This window comes from Micromonospora sp. R77 (assembly GCF_022747945.1).
GTDB lineage: Bacteria > Actinomycetota > Actinomycetes > Mycobacteriales > Micromonosporaceae > Micromonospora.
Window position 1 is genome coordinate 406,459 of sequence record NZ_JALDST010000001.1, and the last position, 19,065, is coordinate 425,523.

Genomic DNA, 19,065 nt, shown 5'->3' on the forward strand with positions numbered 1-19,065 from the left:
GGAGTCATGATGACCACGCCCTTGGAATGTCCCGAGTTCATGAACACCTGGGTGACTTCCGGCCGCTGGCTGGACCCCACCAGGCAGCCGATCCCGCAGGAAGTGCTCACCGCCCCCCGCCGGAGCGCTCCTGGCGGAGCGGTGCTGGAGGTGCGACTGCCCGGTGAGTTCGCCGGCTCAGAACTCGTCCGGGCTGCGCTGCTCGCCGAAACACGGGAGAGCCTGACCGCCGCTGTGCACCGGCCCCTCGCCGCCGAGCTGGACCGGCCGGACTTCGACGTGGTCTCTCGGGCGGACGCTATCGGGCTTCCCGTCGACCTGCCGGCCAGGTCTGCAGCGGCCACCAATCTGTCGGGGGCTACGGCCGGCCGGGTGACCCACCTGGACGAGCACGGCGGTCTCGTCACCGACGTCGCCCGCGCCACGTTCGTGCGCGTCCACCCGGCGGCGCACCTGGCTGATGCGCATGCCGCCTCGGACAGCCCGGTGGATAAGGTGTTTGGGCCGGTGCGGCCGGTGTACTCGGATGCGGGCCTGCGGTTGCTGCACGAGAGTGATACGGCTCATCAGTCGCATGCCGATGCGTTCGTGGTCGGCGGGGACTACAAACTCTCGATGGAGGGCGCCGAGGGTGAGCTGGTCGCGGGCGGACACACCTACGACCCGGCAGTGGTAGCCGGCCTGATCCGGAGTGATCCCCACTGGAACGGTCGCCCGATCACGATCGTGGCCTGTGAGGCGGGCCTGTGGTTCGCTCGTGGTCTGGCGCGGGAACTCGCCGCGGTGCCGGTGCGAGCGGCCATGGGCGTGGTGAGAACGACCGACCGGGGGCATGTCGTCGTCGACGACCCCAGTGTGATCGGCGCCCCGTGGGTCACGTACCAGGCTGACGACAACGGAGACGTGCAGGCCACGTTCCACCAGCAGGCTCATGCGCCGGACGGGCTGGCGCCGACCGCGGCCGAGATCGCAGCGGCCGACACCACCTGGCGAATTGGGCTGGAGACCGAGGTCGCCATCCAGATCGGGTCGCCGGACAACCAGTTCACTCTGGAAGAGGGTGAGGTCCTCGCCTGGTCCCCTGAACTAATCTTCAAGGTTGACAGCCAGCATCGGACGATCAACGGTCGGACCGGCCGTGTCTGGATCATTGAGATCGTCTCCCGGCCCGCGAGAGTCACGGAGCACGAGAACGCTCTCAGCCTCAGTGCAGTCCGATCTGCCCGCTCCAGAGCCCTGCGTGGACTTCTCACCATCCCGGAAGGGCGGTACGTCTCACTAGGGGATGCGCTGGGCAACGTGCCGGGCATCGAGTTCTCCGTGAGCGGCTCCGGCAATTCGGCGGCCGACAGTGTCATGGTCCTGGGCGGCGAGTTTGCGGCCCCGTACACGCAGTGGACTGCGGGCCTGAAGAGCTACTCACTGTACAACTGGGTGCAGTTCGCGTTGAACAACTTCGACCACACCGGAAGTCAGGATCTGCGGGACCTGGCCCGGGAAGGCCTCGCGATCGGTGACCGGGTCGCCGCCGACTTCCTGGAGTACACCCGCGCCCGCGGACTTCCCTGGCATGCACGCCAGATCGCCGGGCACCTCGCGTTCTTGTATCCCCATCTCGGAACGAACATAAAAAGGTTCATCTACAACCATACCCGCACGCCAGCGCTGATTGCCAAACACTTCCTTCTGCTCGCCACCCGCAAGAACTTCGCGGACATGCACGCCGATCTGCCCGACCGTGCCCAGGTTTTTCTGAGACAACGCGCTCAATCCATCAAGAACATGATGAACGAGTATTTCATCAGATATGACAACATCGATATCGTTGTCGATGGATTGCCGGAGGTCTACGACAGCTCGACCGGTGGAGCCAACTTCTTCCACAATGCGTATTTTGGCAGGGCAGCCGACAACATTCTCTACGGCTACCGCTACCTCGACGGTTCGCCGGTGCCGTTCTATGACGTCGGGGATGAATTTGGGATCAACCTCACCCGGGACGGCGTCGATGCGCACGACGTAGTGGGCGGCGAGTTCCGTTACCTCCACACCAGCCGTTCCGGCCTGCCTGACATCGATCGGCAGACAGAAGAAATAGCGGACATGACGGCGGCGTACGAAAACCCGCCACGGATCCGGGAGCGGGAGCTCGACGCCATCAACCGAGCGGTCGACCAGGTCGACCGAGAAATCGGAGACACGCACGACAACATCGCCGGTCGGCTCCAACATCAGCAGCAGACGCAGTCATCCCTGCGGCGCCTGCTCGAGCGGGCCAGCACCAATCTCTGGCAAGCCCAGGACAATCTCAGTTACGCGAGGGACGCCATGCTTGCCGCCCGGGACGGCCTACCACCCTCCAACCGCTTCCGGGACCACACCCTTACGATTCTGCAAGGAGCGAGACAGCGGGTCGCCTCCGCCGAGAACCTGGTGGACCGCATCGAGCGGGCGCTGCAGGGCTCTACCCAGTACAACCAGTACGTGGGTGTGACCTTCGTCGACTTTGCCCCGACGAACACCACCGGGCAGGCCGCCGCAGCCGTGACGGACCTGGACCCGGCGGCTGTCCAGCAATCTCCGCGACCACGGCTGGCCGACACCGATGACAACAATCTTTCGCAGCGGCCCGCACTGCTGCGCCCGGATCTGGACTCCGACAGCCGGCGCGAGCTCGTCGACGAGCTGAGAAAAATTGCGACCATCCCCATAACCGGATGGCTGCAGCAACTACGGTCACACGCGGAACGCGACACGGTCGACGCGGCGACTTTGCACGAAATCGACACGGCCTCGGCAATGTGGGAAAACTTCGCCGCAAGCGCCGAAAAGACCATTCCCGGCATCGTGCAGGACACTGTTCTTGTCTATCAGCAGGCCTATGCTGCGATCACCCGACTGGCGCAGAAGCAGCACGCCCATCCCGACCGGCTCCACAACCAACATCCGCTCCCCGCAATCAACGAATTCGTGTCCGCCCGGCACAACCTGTGGCAACAAGCAGAAACCCCACCCTTCTCGCATCACCCGACAGCACTACCGGGTGACGTCCTGGTGAACATGGTGCGGTCGATCCCGACGCCGCCCGTGCGGTTCGACGACCTGGTGCCGAAGGAGCCGGACGGGCTGCACGCGATGCTGTCCGCCTTGACGGTGACTGGGCGTTACGGTGTGGGGCGGTCGCTGCGGGCCAGGTTGACGCGGGCCGCCACCGCCGGGGACACCGCGGCCGGTGATGCCCTCGGCGTGCTGGACCAGCTGGCTCGGCAGGTCGACCTCGTGCGTTCGCGGCTGGGCACGATGACGCCGGATGGCCTGTCGGCGGTTCGTGCGGAGTTCCACGATCTCCTCCTCCTGGTCGATCAGGCGTACCGGAAGGGCAGTGCCGTCCTCGGCGAGTCGGCTCCAGACATGACTGTGCTGACGGGTGATACACACTCCGACGCGCGGATGGCTGCCGCCGAGTTGCGTGCTGCCGGGTTGCCGTGGAGGGCTGTTCTTCGGATCGCCGCGAGTGGGGTGGTGGATCAGGCCGCGGTGGGGCGGGTCGCGCGCGACTTGGGTCTGGATGAGCCTGGTGAGCGGCGGTTGGTGGAGTTGTCGGAGGTGCTGGGTGGGGTGCCGGTGGTGTTGTCGCCGCCGGCGTATGCGGTGGCTCGGGATCTGGGGTTGCATCCGGAGCAGGTGGTCGCCGCGGTGGGGGACGTGCTGGCGCGGGTTGCCGGGGATTCGGTGGTGGTGGATCCGTCCGGTGGTGCGTGGGTTGATCGTCTGGTGGAGGCGTTGGCCGGGGAGGGTGTGCGTAATCGGATTGATCTGACTGATGTGGTGCGGTTGGCGTCCGGGTTGGGGTTGGACGCCGGTGAGCGGGCGGAGTTGCATCGCCTGCGGGGCGATGGTGTTCCGTTGGCCTTGTTGGCGGAGTTGCCGGCTGAGTTGGCGTTGGAGAGCATCCGGACCAGCCGTGGGCGGATTGTCACCACGTCGGCGCAGTGGGCGCGAGCACTGGGGCTCGCGGTGCCGGCTTCGCTCGTCGCGGCGGCTGAGGTCCTCGGTGTCGAGCCGTTCGACGTGTTCTTTGTGGTGTCGCGGTGGCCGGGGTTGGTCGCGGGTCTGCGGGTCGAGGTGGTGGACCCGCAGTTGCTCGGTGAGGCGCGGGTGTCGGCGGTGCGCCGGCAGGGCCAGGCGTACGGGACCGCGGTGCGGGACCGTCTGGTCGCGCACGGGTTCGACGGTCCACTGATCGCCGAGTGGATGAAGCACAGTGCCCGGTTGGGATTCTTTGTGCAGAACTTGGGCGAGTTGTTCGGCTCGCGGGATCCGGAAGCGAACCGGTATCCGTTGCGGTTGGTGGCGGCGGCATTGCCCGAGGTACGGCCGGAGACTGTGATCGATCAGCTGTTCGATCTGCCGGATGTGCCGGTGCCTGCGGTGGTCGAGGCGGGATGGGTGCGCCGGATGGAGCACCTCGAGCATCGGTTTGCTCAGGTGGGGGTGACGGCGGACCGCGTGGGGCTCGGCGATGGCGGGGCCGCCCGATTGGTGGATCTGGCGGAGCGTACGGGTGTTCCGTTGGTCGCCGAGGAGGTGCTGCGGACGGCGTATCTGGCCGGTGGGGTCGATCCGGCGGACGTGGCCGGTCTGGCCGTCGGGCTGGGTGTCGACGTGTCGTTGCTGCGGCCGTTGGTGCCGCTGCTGGGTCGGGTGACGTCGTTGGACGAGCGGCCGTCCACCGACGAGTTGGTCACGGAGCTCCGGCGGTTCCTGAACGTCGATGGTGACGACCAGACGTTGGAGGCGCTGCTGTGGGTCGGGGCCCGGGGCAACGGCCCGGACGGCCTACTCCTGTCCGAACTACGCCACCTGGGAGAACGAATCCTCGACCTGGCCCCCGACTATCTGCGGAGCGACCCCTTCACGCGGGTGAACGAGCGCGCCTCGTCGATCCGGAAAGCGGCCAGTGCGATGCGCGGCGCTCTCCCGACGGACCACCCGGTCCCGGGCATACTCGACGCGGTGGAGGGTGTGGCCGACTCCGCGCGGGACGTCGTGCTGGAGATCTTGGCCGCCGACCGGGCCGAGGCGGCTCGCAGGGCCGGGACGTTAGCCCTGGAGGTTCATCGGTTGGCCGACCCCGACAGCGACCGGGCGGACACGGTGAAAGACCGGCTGGACAGCGACGACCTGCCGGTGGTCTCGACGGAGGGCCTCGAAATCGCGCTGGCCATCGACGCTCTCCGGCTGGCCGGTGACGGCGTGGTGCGGGCCACGGAGAGCCTGGACCGGCCGCTGCGGATCCTGGCCCGGGAGATCGTCGAGCAGCTCAGCGAGACCGCGGGCGAGCTGGCTTACCTGCTGGCCGCGCAATTCCGGTCGACAGACGGAGCCACTGCGGCCGAGTGGGCGTCCTTCATCGACGCCGAGCTGCAACCGGACGAGGGCGGCGACTGGCCGTTCCACAGGTCGACGACGGGCGACCCCGACATGCTGCTCGCCGACGCCTACTGGGCCGAGCGTCTGGACGTCGAGGCGGAAGAGATCGAGGCCGCCCTGGCCGGCTCCGTCGACCTCGAACTCGTGGAGCTGCTGGGGCTGAGTCGGCGTACCGGCGTTTCGACCGACACTCTGATCGACCGGCTCCTCGAGGACGGTAGCTGGCTCGTCGGCTTCGCCGACGCGGTCACGGAGGCGACGCGCGAGTTCGGAGACGCCGTCGTCGATGCGGAGGCGCTGCGCAACATCGAGCTCGTCGCGTACCGTCTCAATATCCGCCCGGCGCGGCTGATGCGAATGACGCGGTCGGTGTGGGGGTCCAGCGGCGAGGTGTTCGCGCAGGGCACGGAGCGGTTCAGGGAATACGTCGTGCGCCAACTCCAGAAAATGAGTGAGCGCTTCCCGGTCGAGACGCCCCTCCGGGGCGCGTTCATGAGTGACTTCCGGCTCACCCTCGGAGATCTCGATGCTCCGAGGCGCATGGAGAGGGCGATCCGCCACTGGTATGCGGGGGTCCTCGGGCTGGGCGGGCGAGACACGGACATCGTGTTCGGAGGCGGGTGGTTCCGGCTGGGGTCCTGGCTCGATGTTCTGGAGGATCTGCGGCAGGAGCGGCAGGAGCGGGATCCGGCGGGCGGTTGGGAGGTGGAGAACATCCTGCGGCTGGGTGTGTCGCTGGGGGATCTCAGTCAGGAGTGGGTGACTGCGTTCAGTCTGCACGTCGGACGGGTGCCCAGGCCTGGCGAGGTGGAGCGGATCGCCCAGGAGTGGGAGGTGGTGGAGCCGGTCCGGTTGTTGATGGTGTCGTCGCTGTTGCACACCGATCCGCGGGATCTTTCGCGGGCGTGGCAAGGTGAAGCGGAGGAACTGCGGGGCCGGTTGTCCGTGCTCAACACCGAGGCGGACCGGTTCACGGCGGTGACGAGCGTCGCTGCTGCTCTGCGGCGGGCTGGTTGGCGGGCTCTGGACTATCCGGGGGCGCCGGCCCTGCTTGCCCGGGTGTCCGTGAACGCCGAGCGGGTTCTGACCGATCTACCGGAGCGGGCTCATGCCGCTGGTCGTACGCAGATCGATCTGCTCTTCGCGGCGAAACGGGCGTTCGAGCTGCCCACGTCGGTGCCGCCGCACCTAGTGATCAAGCGGGAGTCGCAGCAGAAGGCGCTCGGGGATCCGCGATTGTTCGAGGCGTACGTCCGCTCGACAGCCCCGCCCGGTGACGTCGAGTCCAAGGTGTATCGCGATTCCGCCTGGATGTCTCCGCAGCAGCTGGCCCGCCATGCGGTGGATTGGGCCAACGGCCTGTGGCGGCGCTATCGAATCCGACCCGAGCAGATCTGGCGGTTGTACGACGTGAGCATGGCGAGCGGAGAAACTCTGGCGTTGCTGAAGGAGCCGACGCCCGCCGTACGTGACACGCTCGACGACTGGCGCTCAGCCGCCTTCCCGGACCACTTCAAACAACGGATCGACCGGATCCTTGTCCGGTCGTCGAACGACGTCGACCTGCTGAAAAACGTCCGGGAATTCGGCGACCGGGTGGCGGCGGTCGGCCAGTCGACCCTGCCGCGTCTGGATCTGCCCGAGTTCCGGGGAGATGCCACGGTGAGTGTGGTCCTCCAGGTGGTCGAGGACGAGGCCGCGACCGCCGAGCTCTTCCTCGTGGGCCGGCAGGACGACGTCGACATGACCGAAACGAACGTCGATGGCTCGAGGGTGCTGCGGCTGGACCTACGCCTGGACGGCGAGGCTCCGAATTGGCTGCTCCTCGAGGAGCTGCTGTCGGCCGCCGCCGGACGTGGGCTCTCGGTCAACCGCGTCGACGTGAGTGCGGGCGAGAGCCGGATACGGGTGGATGACCTGGTCGATGCGGACGGGACCGCCCGTCAGCTCCTGCTTCTGGCGCTGACGGACGACGACCCGGTGCGCCGCCTGGCCGTCCTGGGTTGGAGCAAGACCGAGGACCCGGAGCAGTTGCTCCGGCGTACCCCGGAAACGGCCGGCACGACCGTTGAGGACTTCGAGTTGTTCCCGAAGGGTCAGCTTCGCGCGCTGGCCATGCTGAGCGCGGCGAGCGTCCGGCGAGCCGCCGCGGTCGCGGCCCGCGTCGAAGGAGCCGCCCCCGCGGACGACACGGCCTCCGTCGGGACCGACACGACGATGGCTGCCCCGGCGAGCCCTGCCCTGTTGGCGGAGCCGGAGGACGAACCATCGCACACCACGGACATTGTTCCAGTGCCCGACGCCCTCTCCCGGCCGGTCGGCGGCGCGCTGGCCACCGGGCCGGACGCGCTGGCCATCGCGGTGCTGGCCGCCGCTGCGGGACAGAACGTGCCGTTGCCGGTGAGCGATCCCCCGGGTCTGTGGCGACACGTGGCGGCCCGGATCCGGGACTCTGTCGTCGCACCGCCGGCGATGCGCACCTCAACCGAGGAGGCGATCGCTTACCTGCTCGACGTCGGCGCACGGGCGGCGGTCGAACGGGCCTGGGACCTCTGGAATCCGGACGAACCTCTCAGTCTGCTCGACATCCTCGACCAGTCGGATCTGCAGTTCGTGGCGTACGACCTGGAGAACGAGGGCCACCACACGGCAGCGGCGCTGGTGTCGCAGGTCGCCGAGGGGCTGTCGGTCGCGCACACGTACGGCGCGATGCTGGCCGATGAGGATCTGCGGGTCGCGCTCCCGCGGGGGACGCTGGCCGAGGCCGTCGCCTACGCCCTGGCTGTCACCGTGGTCGTCGTCGATCCGGGGGAGCCCGACGGCATGGGGTTCGGCCCGGAGGGTACGCCGCGGCTGTTCATCGAGGGCCGCGACGGCGCTTACGGCGCGTACGTCCCGGCCGGGCCCGTTGTCGCGGTGGCCCGGACCGTCCCGGTGGCCGCGCCGCCCGTCATCGAGGCGACACGTGACCCGATCGAGATGGCCCGGGTCGCCGCGGGCATCCAGGGCGTCGGCCGTACTCTGACCACCCGTCTGGCGCAACACCCCGACACGCTGGACCTGGCGGAACACCTGCGCACGAGTGCCGCCCGGCTGCAGGGCGCGCTGCTGGGCGAGGGGAACCTGCCGCCGGCCGTGATCGTGGACATGTACCAGAACCTGCTGCTCACCCTCGACCAGACGCTCGGTGCGGTCCGCGAGCGGGTGCCGGACATGGCGGCGGTCCTGCCGACGGTGGCCGGCCTGGTCGATCTGGCCACCGCCACCGACCCAGGGCAATCGGCGGCTCCGGAACCGAGTTGGGATCTGCGGCGGGCTGACACGGTCACCGAGCACGGACGCCTCTATGTCGTCTCGTCCCATGGACCGGAACCGGAGAGGCTGGTCAACGGACTCGCCGCGAGCCTCCCACCCGGGGAGGTCGTCATCCTGCTGGGCGTAGGGCGCGGCCTCAACCTCGTGGACCAGGACATCAAGACCGTCAACGAACTGATGGAACAGTTCGCTCAGCGCGGCCGACTGCCGATCGTCGTGACCCGTGGGCGGCATGACCACCTGGTGCAGCGGCTCACCCCCTACGGCGCGGCCATCCTGCACCCCCCGGCCAAGCCGGACACCGGTGGGCTCACCATGCACCTGGACAACCTATGGGCAGCCACCGCCACCCACCCGGCCAACCAGAGCCTCGCCTCAGCGCAGACATGGCGCACGCTCGACCAGGCAACGCTGCGCGCAGTGGCCGCGCTGGGCCGACCGACCGCCGCGGTCAAGCGCATCGACGACCGGCTCGGGACGCTGATCTGGGCACCCGACCTGCGGTCGCAGTCGCACCGGCACTCCGTCCGCGACAGCCTGCGTGGCTGGAACCCTGACCAGATGTGGTACCACCTGACCGAGGTCCAGGACATGATCGGCCGAGTGCCCGACCAGCCGTCCGTGGCCACCTTGGAGCCGGTCCTCGAACTGGCCACAGCCGGCCACGCCCACGTTCTGGCCGACTACTTCAACGCCGACGACGCAAACCGCACGGAGGCGCTGCTCTCCGTCACCGCCGAACTGCACCGCGCCGAACAGCTCGACCGCGACGGCCTGACCACCGGCAAGCTTGCCGGGGTCGTCGCCGCGGTCGGCATCGACGACTTCACCCCTTCACTGGTACGGATCATCGGTGCCATCGCCTCCGGCGCCCTCACCGACGTCCAGGCCGCCGACAAGTTCATCACGGACAACCGCCACAAACTCACCCCTGAACAGAAGTCCGAAGCCGTCGAGGCCATCAGCACCCTCCATACAACCGAGCACGAACCCATGGCCGCACACAAGGAGGCACTAGAGAAACTGGCCGCCGCCGTTCTCCGGTGCCCTTAGGGGCTGTCTCGCTGACGGCCCTCAACCTCGGCGAGCCGTCAACACGCGAATACGGCCTCGATGAGTGCCTGCAGGCGCTGGCGCTCGTGTAGGGCGGCGGAGCCGGATCCAGGTGGTCAGCGGCCGGGCGGCGTGGTGGCCCAGCAGCAGGCCCATCCGGATCCTGCTCTCTGTCCCGTACTGCCGGCGTCAGCTACCGAAGGCCGATCGGGCCTCGGTGATCTCGCCCATGCGCTGCCCGGTCAGCTGACGTCCCTTGACGGGGACATGCGAGAGCCGCCGCCGGTTCCCGGCGGCGGCTTTCCGTGCATCGCGACCTGGACGAACATCCGAGGTATCAGGCCCGACACCGGGCCAGGTCCACCGCTGATCGACGCTTGCGCCAGCCGTACACCGCGGTCTGCGACACCCGCAGCCGGCGCGCGATCTCCGGCACCGGCGCGCCGAACCACAGTGGACGGACCTGGCGATTCAAGGTCTGTGGCACGAGCCTGCGTGTGTCGGCATCGATGATGATGCCTTCTCCCACTCTTGCGACGCAGGCCGTGCCATAACGGACCGTGACGGGTTTACCGCACGGACACGCTGTCGCCGGACCGGAGCCGGCGCGAAGCACCGACCGCCGCCGCCCGGGCTGCCTCGGGGCTGGCGGCGGCCAGGGCCGCCTCGGCGATCTGGCGGCACTCGTCCAGGGTGTGCGCGGCCAGGGACTCGCGCACCGCCGGGATGCTGCGGGGCGCCATGGACAGGCTGGTGATGCCCAGGCCGGCCAGCACCAGGGCGAATGCGGGATCCGCGGCGGACTCTCCACAGACACCGACCGGCTTGCCCGCCTCGGCGCCGGCTGCCGCGCAGGAGGCGAGGAGCGCGATCAGCGCGGGCTGCCAAGGGTCGAGCAGTTCCGCGAGTTCGCCACACATGCGGTCGGCGGCGAACGTGTACTGGCTGAGGTCGTTGGTGCCGATGCTGAGGAAGTCCACGTGGCGCAGCACCTGGCCGGCGCGCAGGGCCGCGGCCGGCACCTCGATCATCACGCCGGCGGTCGGCAGGCCGTGCTCGCGGCAGGACTCGGCGAACGCGGACGCCTCCCCCGCCGTGGCGACCATCGGCGCCATCACCCAGACGTCGGCGTCCGCCGCCGCGGCGGCCGCCGCGATCGCGGCCAGCTGGGTGGTGAGCACGGTAGGTGTCTGCCGCCCGACCCGCAGACCACGGATGCCCAGCGCGGGGTTGGGTTCATCGGCCAGCCGCAGGAACGGCAGCGGCTTGTCGGCGCCGGCGTCGAGGGTGCGTACGACGATCTTGCGGCCGGGCAGCGCGGCGAAGACGTCGTGATACGCGGCGACCTGCTCTTCGTGTGACGGCGGGTCGCCGCGGTCGAGGTAGAGCAACTCGGTGCGGAACAGGCCGACGCCTTCCACCTCGCCGGTGAGGTCGCGGGCGGAACCGATGTTGGCGAGCAGCGCAATGGAATGGCCGTCTGCGGTGCGCCCGGGGCCTCGGGATCGGGCCCGGCGTTCGATCTCCGCGAGCCGGTCCGCGTTGACGGTGGTCACCGTCTCGGCAGAGACGTCCGCGACCACCTCGCCGCTCGCGCCGTCGAGGCTGACCAGCGTGCCGTCGGCCACGTCCAGGATGCCCGCGCAGCGGACCACGGCCGGGATGCCGAGGGTCCGGGCCAGGATCGCGGTGTGGCTGGTCGGCCCGCCCTCGGCTGTGATGATGCCCCGTACCAGGGCCGGGTCGAGGCCGGCGGTGTCGGCGGGCGCCAGGTCGCGGGCGACGAGCAGGTACGGGTGGCCCGGGTCCGGCACCCCCGGCATCGGCAGCCCCAGGCACGCCGCGACGAGACGGTCCCGCACGTCGTCGAGGTCGCTGACCCGTTCGGCGAGGTACCCGCCCGCGGCTTCGAAGGCGGCCCGGTGCCCGGCGAGCACGTCGGTGATCGCGTGCGGCGCGTCCGCACCGCCGTCGATGGCGACGTCGACCGCGTCGACGAGCGTCTCGTCCTGCGCCATCATGACCTGCGCGCGCAGGACCTCGGCGGCGGTCGCGTCCAGGGCGGTGTCGGCACGCCGGGTCAGGTCGGCGGCGACGGCGAGGACTGCGGCCCGGACGGCCGCCTTCTCGGCCCAGGGATCAACGGTCTCCGCCGACGGCGGCAGGGCCGGCGGCGGGGCCAGCCGGTAGACCGGCCCCGCCGCGCCGCCGGGGCTGGCCCCGATCCCCCGAAGCTCACGCATCGACGGCGTCCAGATCACGTTCGAGGAGGCTGGCCAGAGTGTCGAGGGCGGCCTGCGCGCCGTCGCCGTCGGCCTCCAGGGTGACCTCGGTGCCCTTCTTGGCGCCGAGCGACAGCACGGCGAGCATGCTGCGGGCCGGCACGGGCTTCTTGTCGCCGGTGCGGATGGTGACCAGCACCTGCTGCTTCGCCGCCTCGGCGACGAACAGGGCCGCCGGGCGGGCGTGCAGCCCGCTCGCGGAGCCGACGAGGACTGTTCTGGTGGGCATCGGATCCTCCTACGGCTCGATCGTCACCTTGATCGCTTCACCGCGCGCGACGATGCCGAAGGCGTCGAGGGCGCGGTCGAGCGGCAGGCGATGGGTGATGAGGTCGGCTACCGGCACGGCGCCGCTGGCGATGAGCCGCAGCGCCTCCTTGTTGTGCTCCGGGCTGGAGCCGTTGGCCCCAACGATGGTCAGCTCGCGGTAGTGCACGAGGTTGGAGTCCAGGGAGATGACCGGCTTGTCCTTCGGCAGGCCACCGAAGAAGCTGATCCGGCCCTGCCGCGCGGTCATCTGCACCGCCTGTTCCTGGGCGGCGCCCGCGGCCGTGGCGGTGATGACGACGTCGGCGCCCCGGCCCTCGGTGAGCTTGAGCACCGCGTCGACCACGTCGGTCTCGGCGCCGCAGATCGCCGCGTCCGGCTGCACCAGGTTGGCGGCCAGATCGAGGCGTTCGCGGTTGAGGTCGACGAGGAACACCCGGGCCGCGCCACGCGCCCGGGCCAGGCGGACGTGCAGGCAGCCGATCGGGCCGGAGCCCACGACGACCACGTCGTCGCCCTCCCCCACCCCGGCGAGGTTCTGGCCGTTGAGGACGCAGGCGAGCGGCTCGGCGACGGACGCCTCGGCGAAGCTGAGTCCCTCGGGGATCCGGTTGAGCCCGTCGACGGCGAGGACGTTGTGCGGCACGACCATGTACTCGGCGAAGCCGCCGTCGAAGTGGTATCCCATCGACACCTGGTTGGGGCACACGGTCATCCGGCCGTGCCGGCACTCGGCGCAGGTGCCGCACGGGATGGCGGCGATGACCTGCACCCGGTCCCCCGGCTGCCAGCCGGTGACGTCGCCGCCGACCTCGGTGATCTCGCCGGCGATCTCGTGGCCCATGACACGCGGCGGATCGATGTGGTGGTGGCCGAAGCGGGAGATCTTCACGTCGGTGCCGCAGGTAGAGCAGGCGCGGACGCGGATCTTCACGTCGGCGGCGCCCGGCGTGGGCTCGGGGGCGTCCTCGATGCGGACGTCACCGGGCGCGTGGAATCGGACAACCTTCACGATTGCTTCCCTTCGAGAATACTGATCACGTCATCGACATTCGTCGACTCTCGTAGCCGCTGTGCCTGTTCCGGATCCATCAGCACCGAGGCGAGCTGGGCCAGGATGTCCACGTGCCCGTCGCCGGCAGCGGCGATGGCGACGCAGACCCGCACGTCGAAGCCGTCCCAGTCGACGCCGTCCGGAAAGCGCAGCACCGCGAGGGCATCGCGCTGGACCGACTCCTTGCTGTGCAGCGTCCCGTGCGGGATGGCGACACCCTCCCCGATGTACGTGGAGACGCTCTGCTCACGGGCGAGCATGGCGTCCACGTACGCCGGGGCGACCGCGCCGACCTCGACGAGTACCGCGCCGCAGCGGCGGATCGCCTCGTCCCGCGATCCGGCCCGCTCGTCGAGCCGGATCGCGTCCCGGGCCAGCAGCTCAGCCACTCAGTTCACCGCCGCGCTGCACCGCGTTCACGACCTTGGTGACGCCCGGGTCGCCGAGGAACACCTGGATCGGCACGATCACCTTGTCGGGCGCGCTGACCCGGGCCCGCGCGGCGAGCCCCTGGTGGCAGATGACCACGTCGGCGTCGGCCGGGATCGAGTTGACCGGCGTGTGCTCGACGGTCACCGCGTTCTTCGCCAGTTGCCGCCGGAGCTGGCTGGCCAGCATCACGCTGCTGCCCATGCCGGCGTCGCAGGCGACGACAACCTTCTTGATCTCTGTGCCGTTGATGGTGGGCATGCTGCTCAGACCTCCTGCTTGGCCGGTTCGGTGCGGGCCTCGTCCTGGCTGGCGACCCGCTCTCCGTCGGGGCGCACGGCCGTCTCTTCGTCCGGGCGGACAGCGGTCTCCCCATCCGGGCCCAGGTCGGCCGCGGCGGGCTCGCCGCGGCCGAAGCCGAGCAGGGCCGAGGCGACCGCGAAGGTGACGGCAGCCGCGATCAGGACGCCGAGAAGGACCCCGAAGTGGCTGCCCTTGGGGGTGACCGCGAGGTAGGCGAAGATGCTGCCCGGCGAGGGGGTGGCGACCAGGCCCGCACCGGTGATCACGAAGGTGCCGACGCCGGCCGCGCCCCCGGCGATCATGGCGAGGATCAGCTTCGGCTTCATCAGCACGTACGGGAAGTAGATCTCGTGGATGCCGCCGAGGAACTGCACGATGATCGCGGCCGGTGTGCTGGCCCGCAGCGCGCGGGGGCCGAAGAGCATGAAGGCGAGCAGCAGGCCGAGGCCGGGGCCGGGGTTTGACTCGATCATGAAAAGGACCGACTTGCCCTTGTCGGCCGCCTCGGCGATGCCCAGCGGACCGAACACGCCGTGGTTGATGGCGTTGTTGAGGAAGAGCACCTTGGCGGGTTCGACGAGCACCGAGGTCAGCGGCAGCAGATCGTTGTCGACGAGCCAGTCGACGCCCGAGCCGGCCTGCTTGGTGAGCCATTCGACCACCGGGCCGACACCGTAGGCACCGCCGATGGCCATCGCGGCGCCGATGATGCCGGCGCTGAAGTTGTCGACCAGCATCTCGAAGCCGGGACGGATCTTGTTCTCGACCAGGCCGTCGAACAGCTTGAGGACGTAGGCGGTGAGCGGGCCGATGATCATCGCGCCGAGGATCATCGGCACGTCCGCGCCGACGACGAGGCCCATGGTCGCCACCGCGGCCACGACCGCGCCGCGCTGGCCGTGGACCAGCCGGCCGCCGGTGTAGCCGATGAGCACCGGCAGCAGAATGGTGATCATCGGGCCGACCAGTTCGGCCAGGGTCTTGTTGGGGATCCAGCCGGTCGGGATGAACAGTGCGGTGATCAGGCCCCAGGCGATGAACGCGCCGATGTTGGGCATGACCATCGCGGCCAGGTAGCCGCCGATGCGCTGCACCGTGGCTTTGAAGCCTTGGCCCTGCACATCTGGTGTGTAGGAGGAGGAGCTCACGGGGGTATCTCCTTCGGAAGGGTGGCGGTCGGAGGGCCGCAGGGGAAACCGGCCGTCCGGTCAGGGGTGGATGGTGACAAGGTGGCGGAACAGGTCCGCGGGGCCGGGCATCCGGCTGCCGGGCAGGCTCACCGCGGCAGCGCCCCAGGCCAGGCCCTCGGCGAGAGCGGCGGTGCCCTGCGCGCCCGCGGCGAGGAACCCGGCGAGCAGGGCGTCGCCGGCGCCGACGGTGCTGCGGGGCCGGGCGACCGGACAGGTGCCGGTGTGCACCCCGTCGGCGTCGACCAGCACGGCGCCGTCGGCACCGAGGCTGGCCACGACGGTGCCGGCCCCCCAGTCCCGCAGGCACTGGGCGGCGTCGACCACGTCGCCGAGGTCGGTCAGCGGGGCGCCGACCACCTCGGCCAGTTCCTCGCGGTTGGGCTTGAGCAGGTTCGCGCCGGCCAGCGCCGCCTCGCGCAGGGCCGGGCCGCTGGTGTCGACGGCGACCCGGACGCCGGCAGCACGCAGCTTCCGGCACAACCGGGCGTACGCGTCGGCGGGCAGACCGGGCGGGACGCTGCCGCACAGCACGACCCAGTCGGCACCGTCCGCGCGGGCGAGCACCCGGTCGATCACCTCATCGAACTCGGCGCGGTACATGGTCGGGCCAGGCTCGTTGATCTTCGTGACCGTGCCGTCGGGCTCGGCCAGAGTGATGTTGGAACGGGTCCGTCCGGAGATCGACACGGCGAGGACCTCCACGCCCTCCGCCTTGAGCAGGCGGATGAGCTGGTCGCCCTCGTCACCGCCGGACGGCAACACCGCTACCGACGGCACCCCGTTGGCCAGCAGGGCACGGGATACGTTGACGCCCTTGCCGCCGGGGTCGAGGTGGGCCGCGGCAGCCCGGATGACCTCGCCCCGGGTGAGCGAGTCGACCTCCACGGCGCGGTCGAGGCTGGGGTTGAGGGTTACGGTGACGATCATGCTCGCACCACCCGAACGCCCGCAGCCTCCAGGTCACCGACCAGGTCGCGGTCGGCACGGCTGTCGGTGATGAGCAGGTCGACATCGGCCAGCTCGGCGAACCGGGCCAGATAGTCGTTGCCGAGCTTGGTGTGATCGGCGACCAGCACGGTGCGGCGGGCCGCACGGACCATCGCCCGCTTCACCGCCGCCTCGGCCGGGTCCGGGGTGGTCAGCCCCCGCTCGACCGAGATGCCGTTGGTCCCGACGAACGCGACATCGACGTAGAGGTCTGCCAACGGCCTCAGCGCCCAGTCGTCGACGGTCGCGAGGGTCTTCCCGCGAACACGTCCACCCAACAGCAGGACGTTGAGGTTGGCATACGTACTGAGGGTCGTGGCGATGACCGGCGAGTTGACCACGACGGTCAACTCGCGGTCGACCGGCAGCAACTGGGCCAGCCGGGCGGTGGTGGTGCCGGCGTCGAGAATGATCGCGCCCTCCTCCGGCACCTCACTCAGGGCAAGCTTGGCGATGCGCTCCTTCTCCTCGATGAGCACCGCGTCACGCGCCGCCAGCGCGGGCTCGAACCCGAGCCGCTCGACCGGGATCGCTCCACCATGGACCCGGCGCAGCACACCGGCCCGCTCCAGGATGGTGAGATCACGGCGGATGGTCTCCGACGTCACGTTGAGCCCGTCGGCCAGGCCAGCCACCTCGACCCGGCCCACCTCCCGGGCGATGCGAAGGATCTCCTGCTGTCGCTCTTCGGCGTACATGCTGTTGTTTCACCGCCGTTTCATTTTGCTTGTGCTTTGTTTACGCCCGGCTCGGGTGGAAGTCAAGGGAAGAGCCACAGAAAACCACATCGCCGTCACCGCCGGACGGACGGTCGGTCCACACCGCATCGCCGTCGATGGGCAGCCCAGGCACCCAGCGGCCCCGGCCGCCCTCGTCGGACGTCCTGGGTGGACAACTGGTGATCCCGGGTGTAAGTCTTTGCCGCGTGCGACCCTCCCCAGACGTCAGCGGCGCCAGTGACACGGCGGCTGACCCGCAGCCCCCTGCGGATGGCCTGAGTCCGAGCAGAGACCGTCCCGAAGATGTCGCCGCCCTGCGGCATCTGCAGCAGGTCCACGCGCCCGTGCTACTGAGCTTCCTGACCCGGTTGACCAGGGGCGACGTCCACCGCGCCGAGGACATCGTGCAGGAGACGCTGTTGCGGGCGTGGCGGAATCCAGAAGCCCGCAACGCCGAGGGACACTGGAACCGGGCCTGGCTGTTCACCGTTGCCAAACGCATCCTGATCGACCAGGTGCGCTCCGCCGACGTCCGGCCGGCCGAGCTGCCGGTCGATTACATCGATGATCACGCGCAGCCGGACGACGCCATCGAGCGCCTCCTGGACGCACGTGAGGTCCGGGCCGCGCTCGACTCCCTGCCCGAGCGGCTGCGTATCACGCTGGTCGAGATCTTCTTCCGGGAACGGTCGGTGTCCGAGGCCGCCGACGCTCTCGACGTCCCGGCCGGCACCGTCAAGTCACGCACTTTCTATGCCCTTCGGGCCATGCGAGAGGCACTCGTCAGTCGCGGCTTCGATTTCGATCCCACAGACCAGCGCGAACGAACCTGACGGCGCGTAAGCAGCCTCAGTCAACGAACGCCGACAGTGCCTCGGTCACCTGGCTCATCCGCTCTTCGGTCAGCCGGCGCAGCTGCGCGCCGGCGTCCTTCAGGGCCTCCAGCACCAGGTCCTCGACCTCCTCGTGCTGGGCGCGTCGGAGCAGCTCCGGGTCGAGCCGGACGTCCCGGAACTCGGCGTCAGCGGTCATCGTCACGGCCACCGCGCCGTCACAGGAGCTGCCGACCACCTCGCTGACGACCAGCCGGTCCCGCATATCCGCCATCTGGTTCGAGACCAGCCGCAACCGCTCGAGCATCTGGTCAAGGTCGTTCGACGCCATCGCGCACTCCTTCCACGGGCTTCCCGGAACACTCCCACGGCTCACGGGATCGGCCGCCAGGTCCCCGAAGGGGGACGTGCCAGAGCCGCCGCCGACTCCCGGCGGCGGCTGCCGGCGGGCCTGTCAGACCTTCCAGGTACGCACGTTCGCCCATTCACCATCGGCGTAGTTGTTCCACGACACGTTCATCGCCGAGGCGATCTGACCGAGAACGCCGGTCGGGCCGAAGAGGCCGTCCGCGGCGATGTTCCACTCGTTCTGCAGGCCCTGGTAGTAGGACTGCGCGGGCCCTTCCCAGGTGTCCTGCAGCGGTGCCAGCTTGGCGATCAGGGCATCCAGCTGACCGACGATCTCGGTCGCCTTCGTGTTGAGCTGCTGACCGGCGAGTTCGAGCTCCGCGGGTACGCGCAGATTACTGGTGGCGGGGTCTGCCATGGTCCACTCCTGATTCTGATGATGGAGGCGGTGCCGCGATCACTAGAGGCGGGCGCCGGGAATGTCACCGTTGACCGCGACCAGGCTGGAGATGTTGGCCTGCTCCGCGTCGACGTAGTTGACGAAGTTGCCGCGCAGACCGGACGCGATGTCGGTGAGCGCGTCGTGCAGCATCTTGCCGAACACATCGAAGTCGTGCATCAGGATGTTGAACTGGTCGGACGCCACGCCGTGCCAGATCCCCTGGAGGTTCACGACGTAGGAGCGCAGTGCCGCCAGCTCACCGTCGATGTCCGTCGCGGTGGTGTCACAGCTCGCCGCCGCATCGGAAATCATCTCCGGTGTTACGAGAATATGGTCCATGCCGTTCCTTCCTCGATTCCTGAACATCAGGCTCCCCGCGCTCCGCGTTCGCCGCGAGAGACCTTTTTAGG

Annotated in this window: 14 protein-coding genes; 2 read left to right on the forward strand and 12 right to left on the reverse strand. The window is 69.4% G+C overall.

What is annotated here, in order from left to right; all coding sequences use genetic code 11:
* Window positions 1-9: 9 nt before the first annotated feature.
* Window positions 10-9,801, forward strand: coding sequence for a hypothetical protein (locus MRQ36_RS01845; RefSeq protein WP_242792016.1), 9,792 nt, complete (start codon window positions 10-12; stop codon window positions 9,799-9,801).
* A 337-nt stretch (window positions 9,802-10,138) separates the two neighbouring features.
* Here the strand turns inward: MRQ36_RS01845 and MRQ36_RS01850 are convergent, their stop codons facing one another.
* From MRQ36_RS01850 to MRQ36_RS01890, 9 genes are all read right to left on the reverse strand, one after another.
* Entirely contained in the window at window positions 10,139-10,288 is a 150-nt protein-coding gene (locus tag MRQ36_RS01850) for a helix-turn-helix domain-containing protein (RefSeq protein WP_242792019.1), read from the reverse strand.
* An 82-nt stretch (window positions 10,289-10,370) separates the two neighbouring features.
* Window positions 10,371-12,044, reverse strand: a complete 1,674-nt coding sequence (gene ptsP / locus MRQ36_RS01855) for a phosphoenolpyruvate--protein phosphotransferase (RefSeq protein WP_242792034.1) — start codon at window positions 12,042-12,044, stop codon at window positions 10,371-10,373.
* Window positions 12,037-12,312: an HPr family phosphocarrier protein gene (locus MRQ36_RS01860; RefSeq protein WP_242792037.1), complete on the reverse strand. Its 276-nt coding sequence runs from the start codon at window positions 12,310-12,312 to the stop codon at window positions 12,037-12,039. The genes ptsP and MRQ36_RS01860 overlap by 8 nt, the downstream gene beginning before the upstream one ends.
* Window positions 12,313-12,321: 9 nt before the next feature.
* On the reverse strand, window positions 12,322-13,362 hold the full coding sequence (locus MRQ36_RS01865) for a zinc-dependent dehydrogenase (protein WP_242792040.1): 1,041 nt from the start codon (window positions 13,360-13,362) through the stop codon (window positions 12,322-12,324).
* Window positions 13,359-13,793 (reverse strand): PTS sugar transporter subunit IIA, encoded by a 435-nt coding sequence (locus MRQ36_RS01870; protein WP_242792043.1) that lies wholly within the window; start codon window positions 13,791-13,793, stop codon window positions 13,359-13,361. Before MRQ36_RS01870 ends, MRQ36_RS01865 begins: the two co-directional genes overlap by 4 nt.
* Window positions 13,786-14,094, reverse strand: coding sequence for a PTS lactose transporter subunit IIB (locus tag MRQ36_RS01875; RefSeq protein WP_242792047.1), 309 nt, complete (start codon window positions 14,092-14,094; stop codon window positions 13,786-13,788). Before MRQ36_RS01875 ends, MRQ36_RS01870 begins: the two co-directional genes overlap by 8 nt.
* Before the next feature lie 5 nt (window positions 14,095-14,099).
* The gene (gene mtlA, locus MRQ36_RS01880; protein WP_242792050.1) at window positions 14,100-15,284 is read right to left on the reverse strand and encodes a PTS mannitol transporter subunit IICB; all 1,185 of its coding nucleotides are present in this window, start codon (window positions 15,282-15,284) and stop codon (window positions 14,100-14,102) included.
* Between the two features lie 60 nt (window positions 15,285-15,344).
* Window positions 15,345-16,253, reverse strand: a complete 909-nt coding sequence (pfkB, locus tag MRQ36_RS01885; RefSeq protein ID WP_242792052.1) for a 1-phosphofructokinase — start codon at window positions 16,251-16,253, stop codon at window positions 15,345-15,347.
* Window positions 16,250-17,011: a DeoR/GlpR family DNA-binding transcription regulator gene (locus tag MRQ36_RS01890; RefSeq protein ID WP_242792055.1), complete on the reverse strand. Its 762-nt coding sequence runs from the start codon at window positions 17,009-17,011 to the stop codon at window positions 16,250-16,252. Before MRQ36_RS01890 ends, pfkB begins: the two co-directional genes overlap by 4 nt.
* Window positions 17,012-17,355: 344 nt before the next feature.
* Here MRQ36_RS01890 and MRQ36_RS01895 point away from each other — a divergent pair, with 344 nt between their 5' ends.
* Window positions 17,356-17,865, forward strand: coding sequence for a sigma-70 family RNA polymerase sigma factor (locus MRQ36_RS01895; RefSeq protein WP_278187721.1), 510 nt, complete (start codon window positions 17,356-17,358; stop codon window positions 17,863-17,865).
* Between the two features lie 16 nt (window positions 17,866-17,881).
* On the opposite strand, the gene MRQ36_RS01900 is transcribed toward MRQ36_RS01895, so the two are convergent.
* From MRQ36_RS01900 to MRQ36_RS01910, 3 genes are all read right to left on the reverse strand, one after another.
* Window positions 17,882-18,196 (reverse strand): YbaB/EbfC family nucleoid-associated protein, encoded by a 315-nt coding sequence (locus MRQ36_RS01900; RefSeq protein WP_242792061.1) that lies wholly within the window; start codon window positions 18,194-18,196, stop codon window positions 17,882-17,884.
* Window positions 18,197-18,319: 123 nt separating this feature from the next.
* Entirely contained in the window at window positions 18,320-18,631 is a 312-nt protein-coding gene (locus MRQ36_RS01905; protein WP_242792064.1) for a WXG100 family type VII secretion target, read from the reverse strand.
* 42 nt (window positions 18,632-18,673) lie between these two features.
* The gene (locus MRQ36_RS01910) at window positions 18,674-19,021 is read right to left on the reverse strand and encodes a WXG100 family type VII secretion target (protein ID WP_308194767.1); all 348 of its coding nucleotides are present in this window, start codon (window positions 19,019-19,021) and stop codon (window positions 18,674-18,676) included.
* Between the last annotated feature and the right edge of the window lie 44 nt (window positions 19,022-19,065).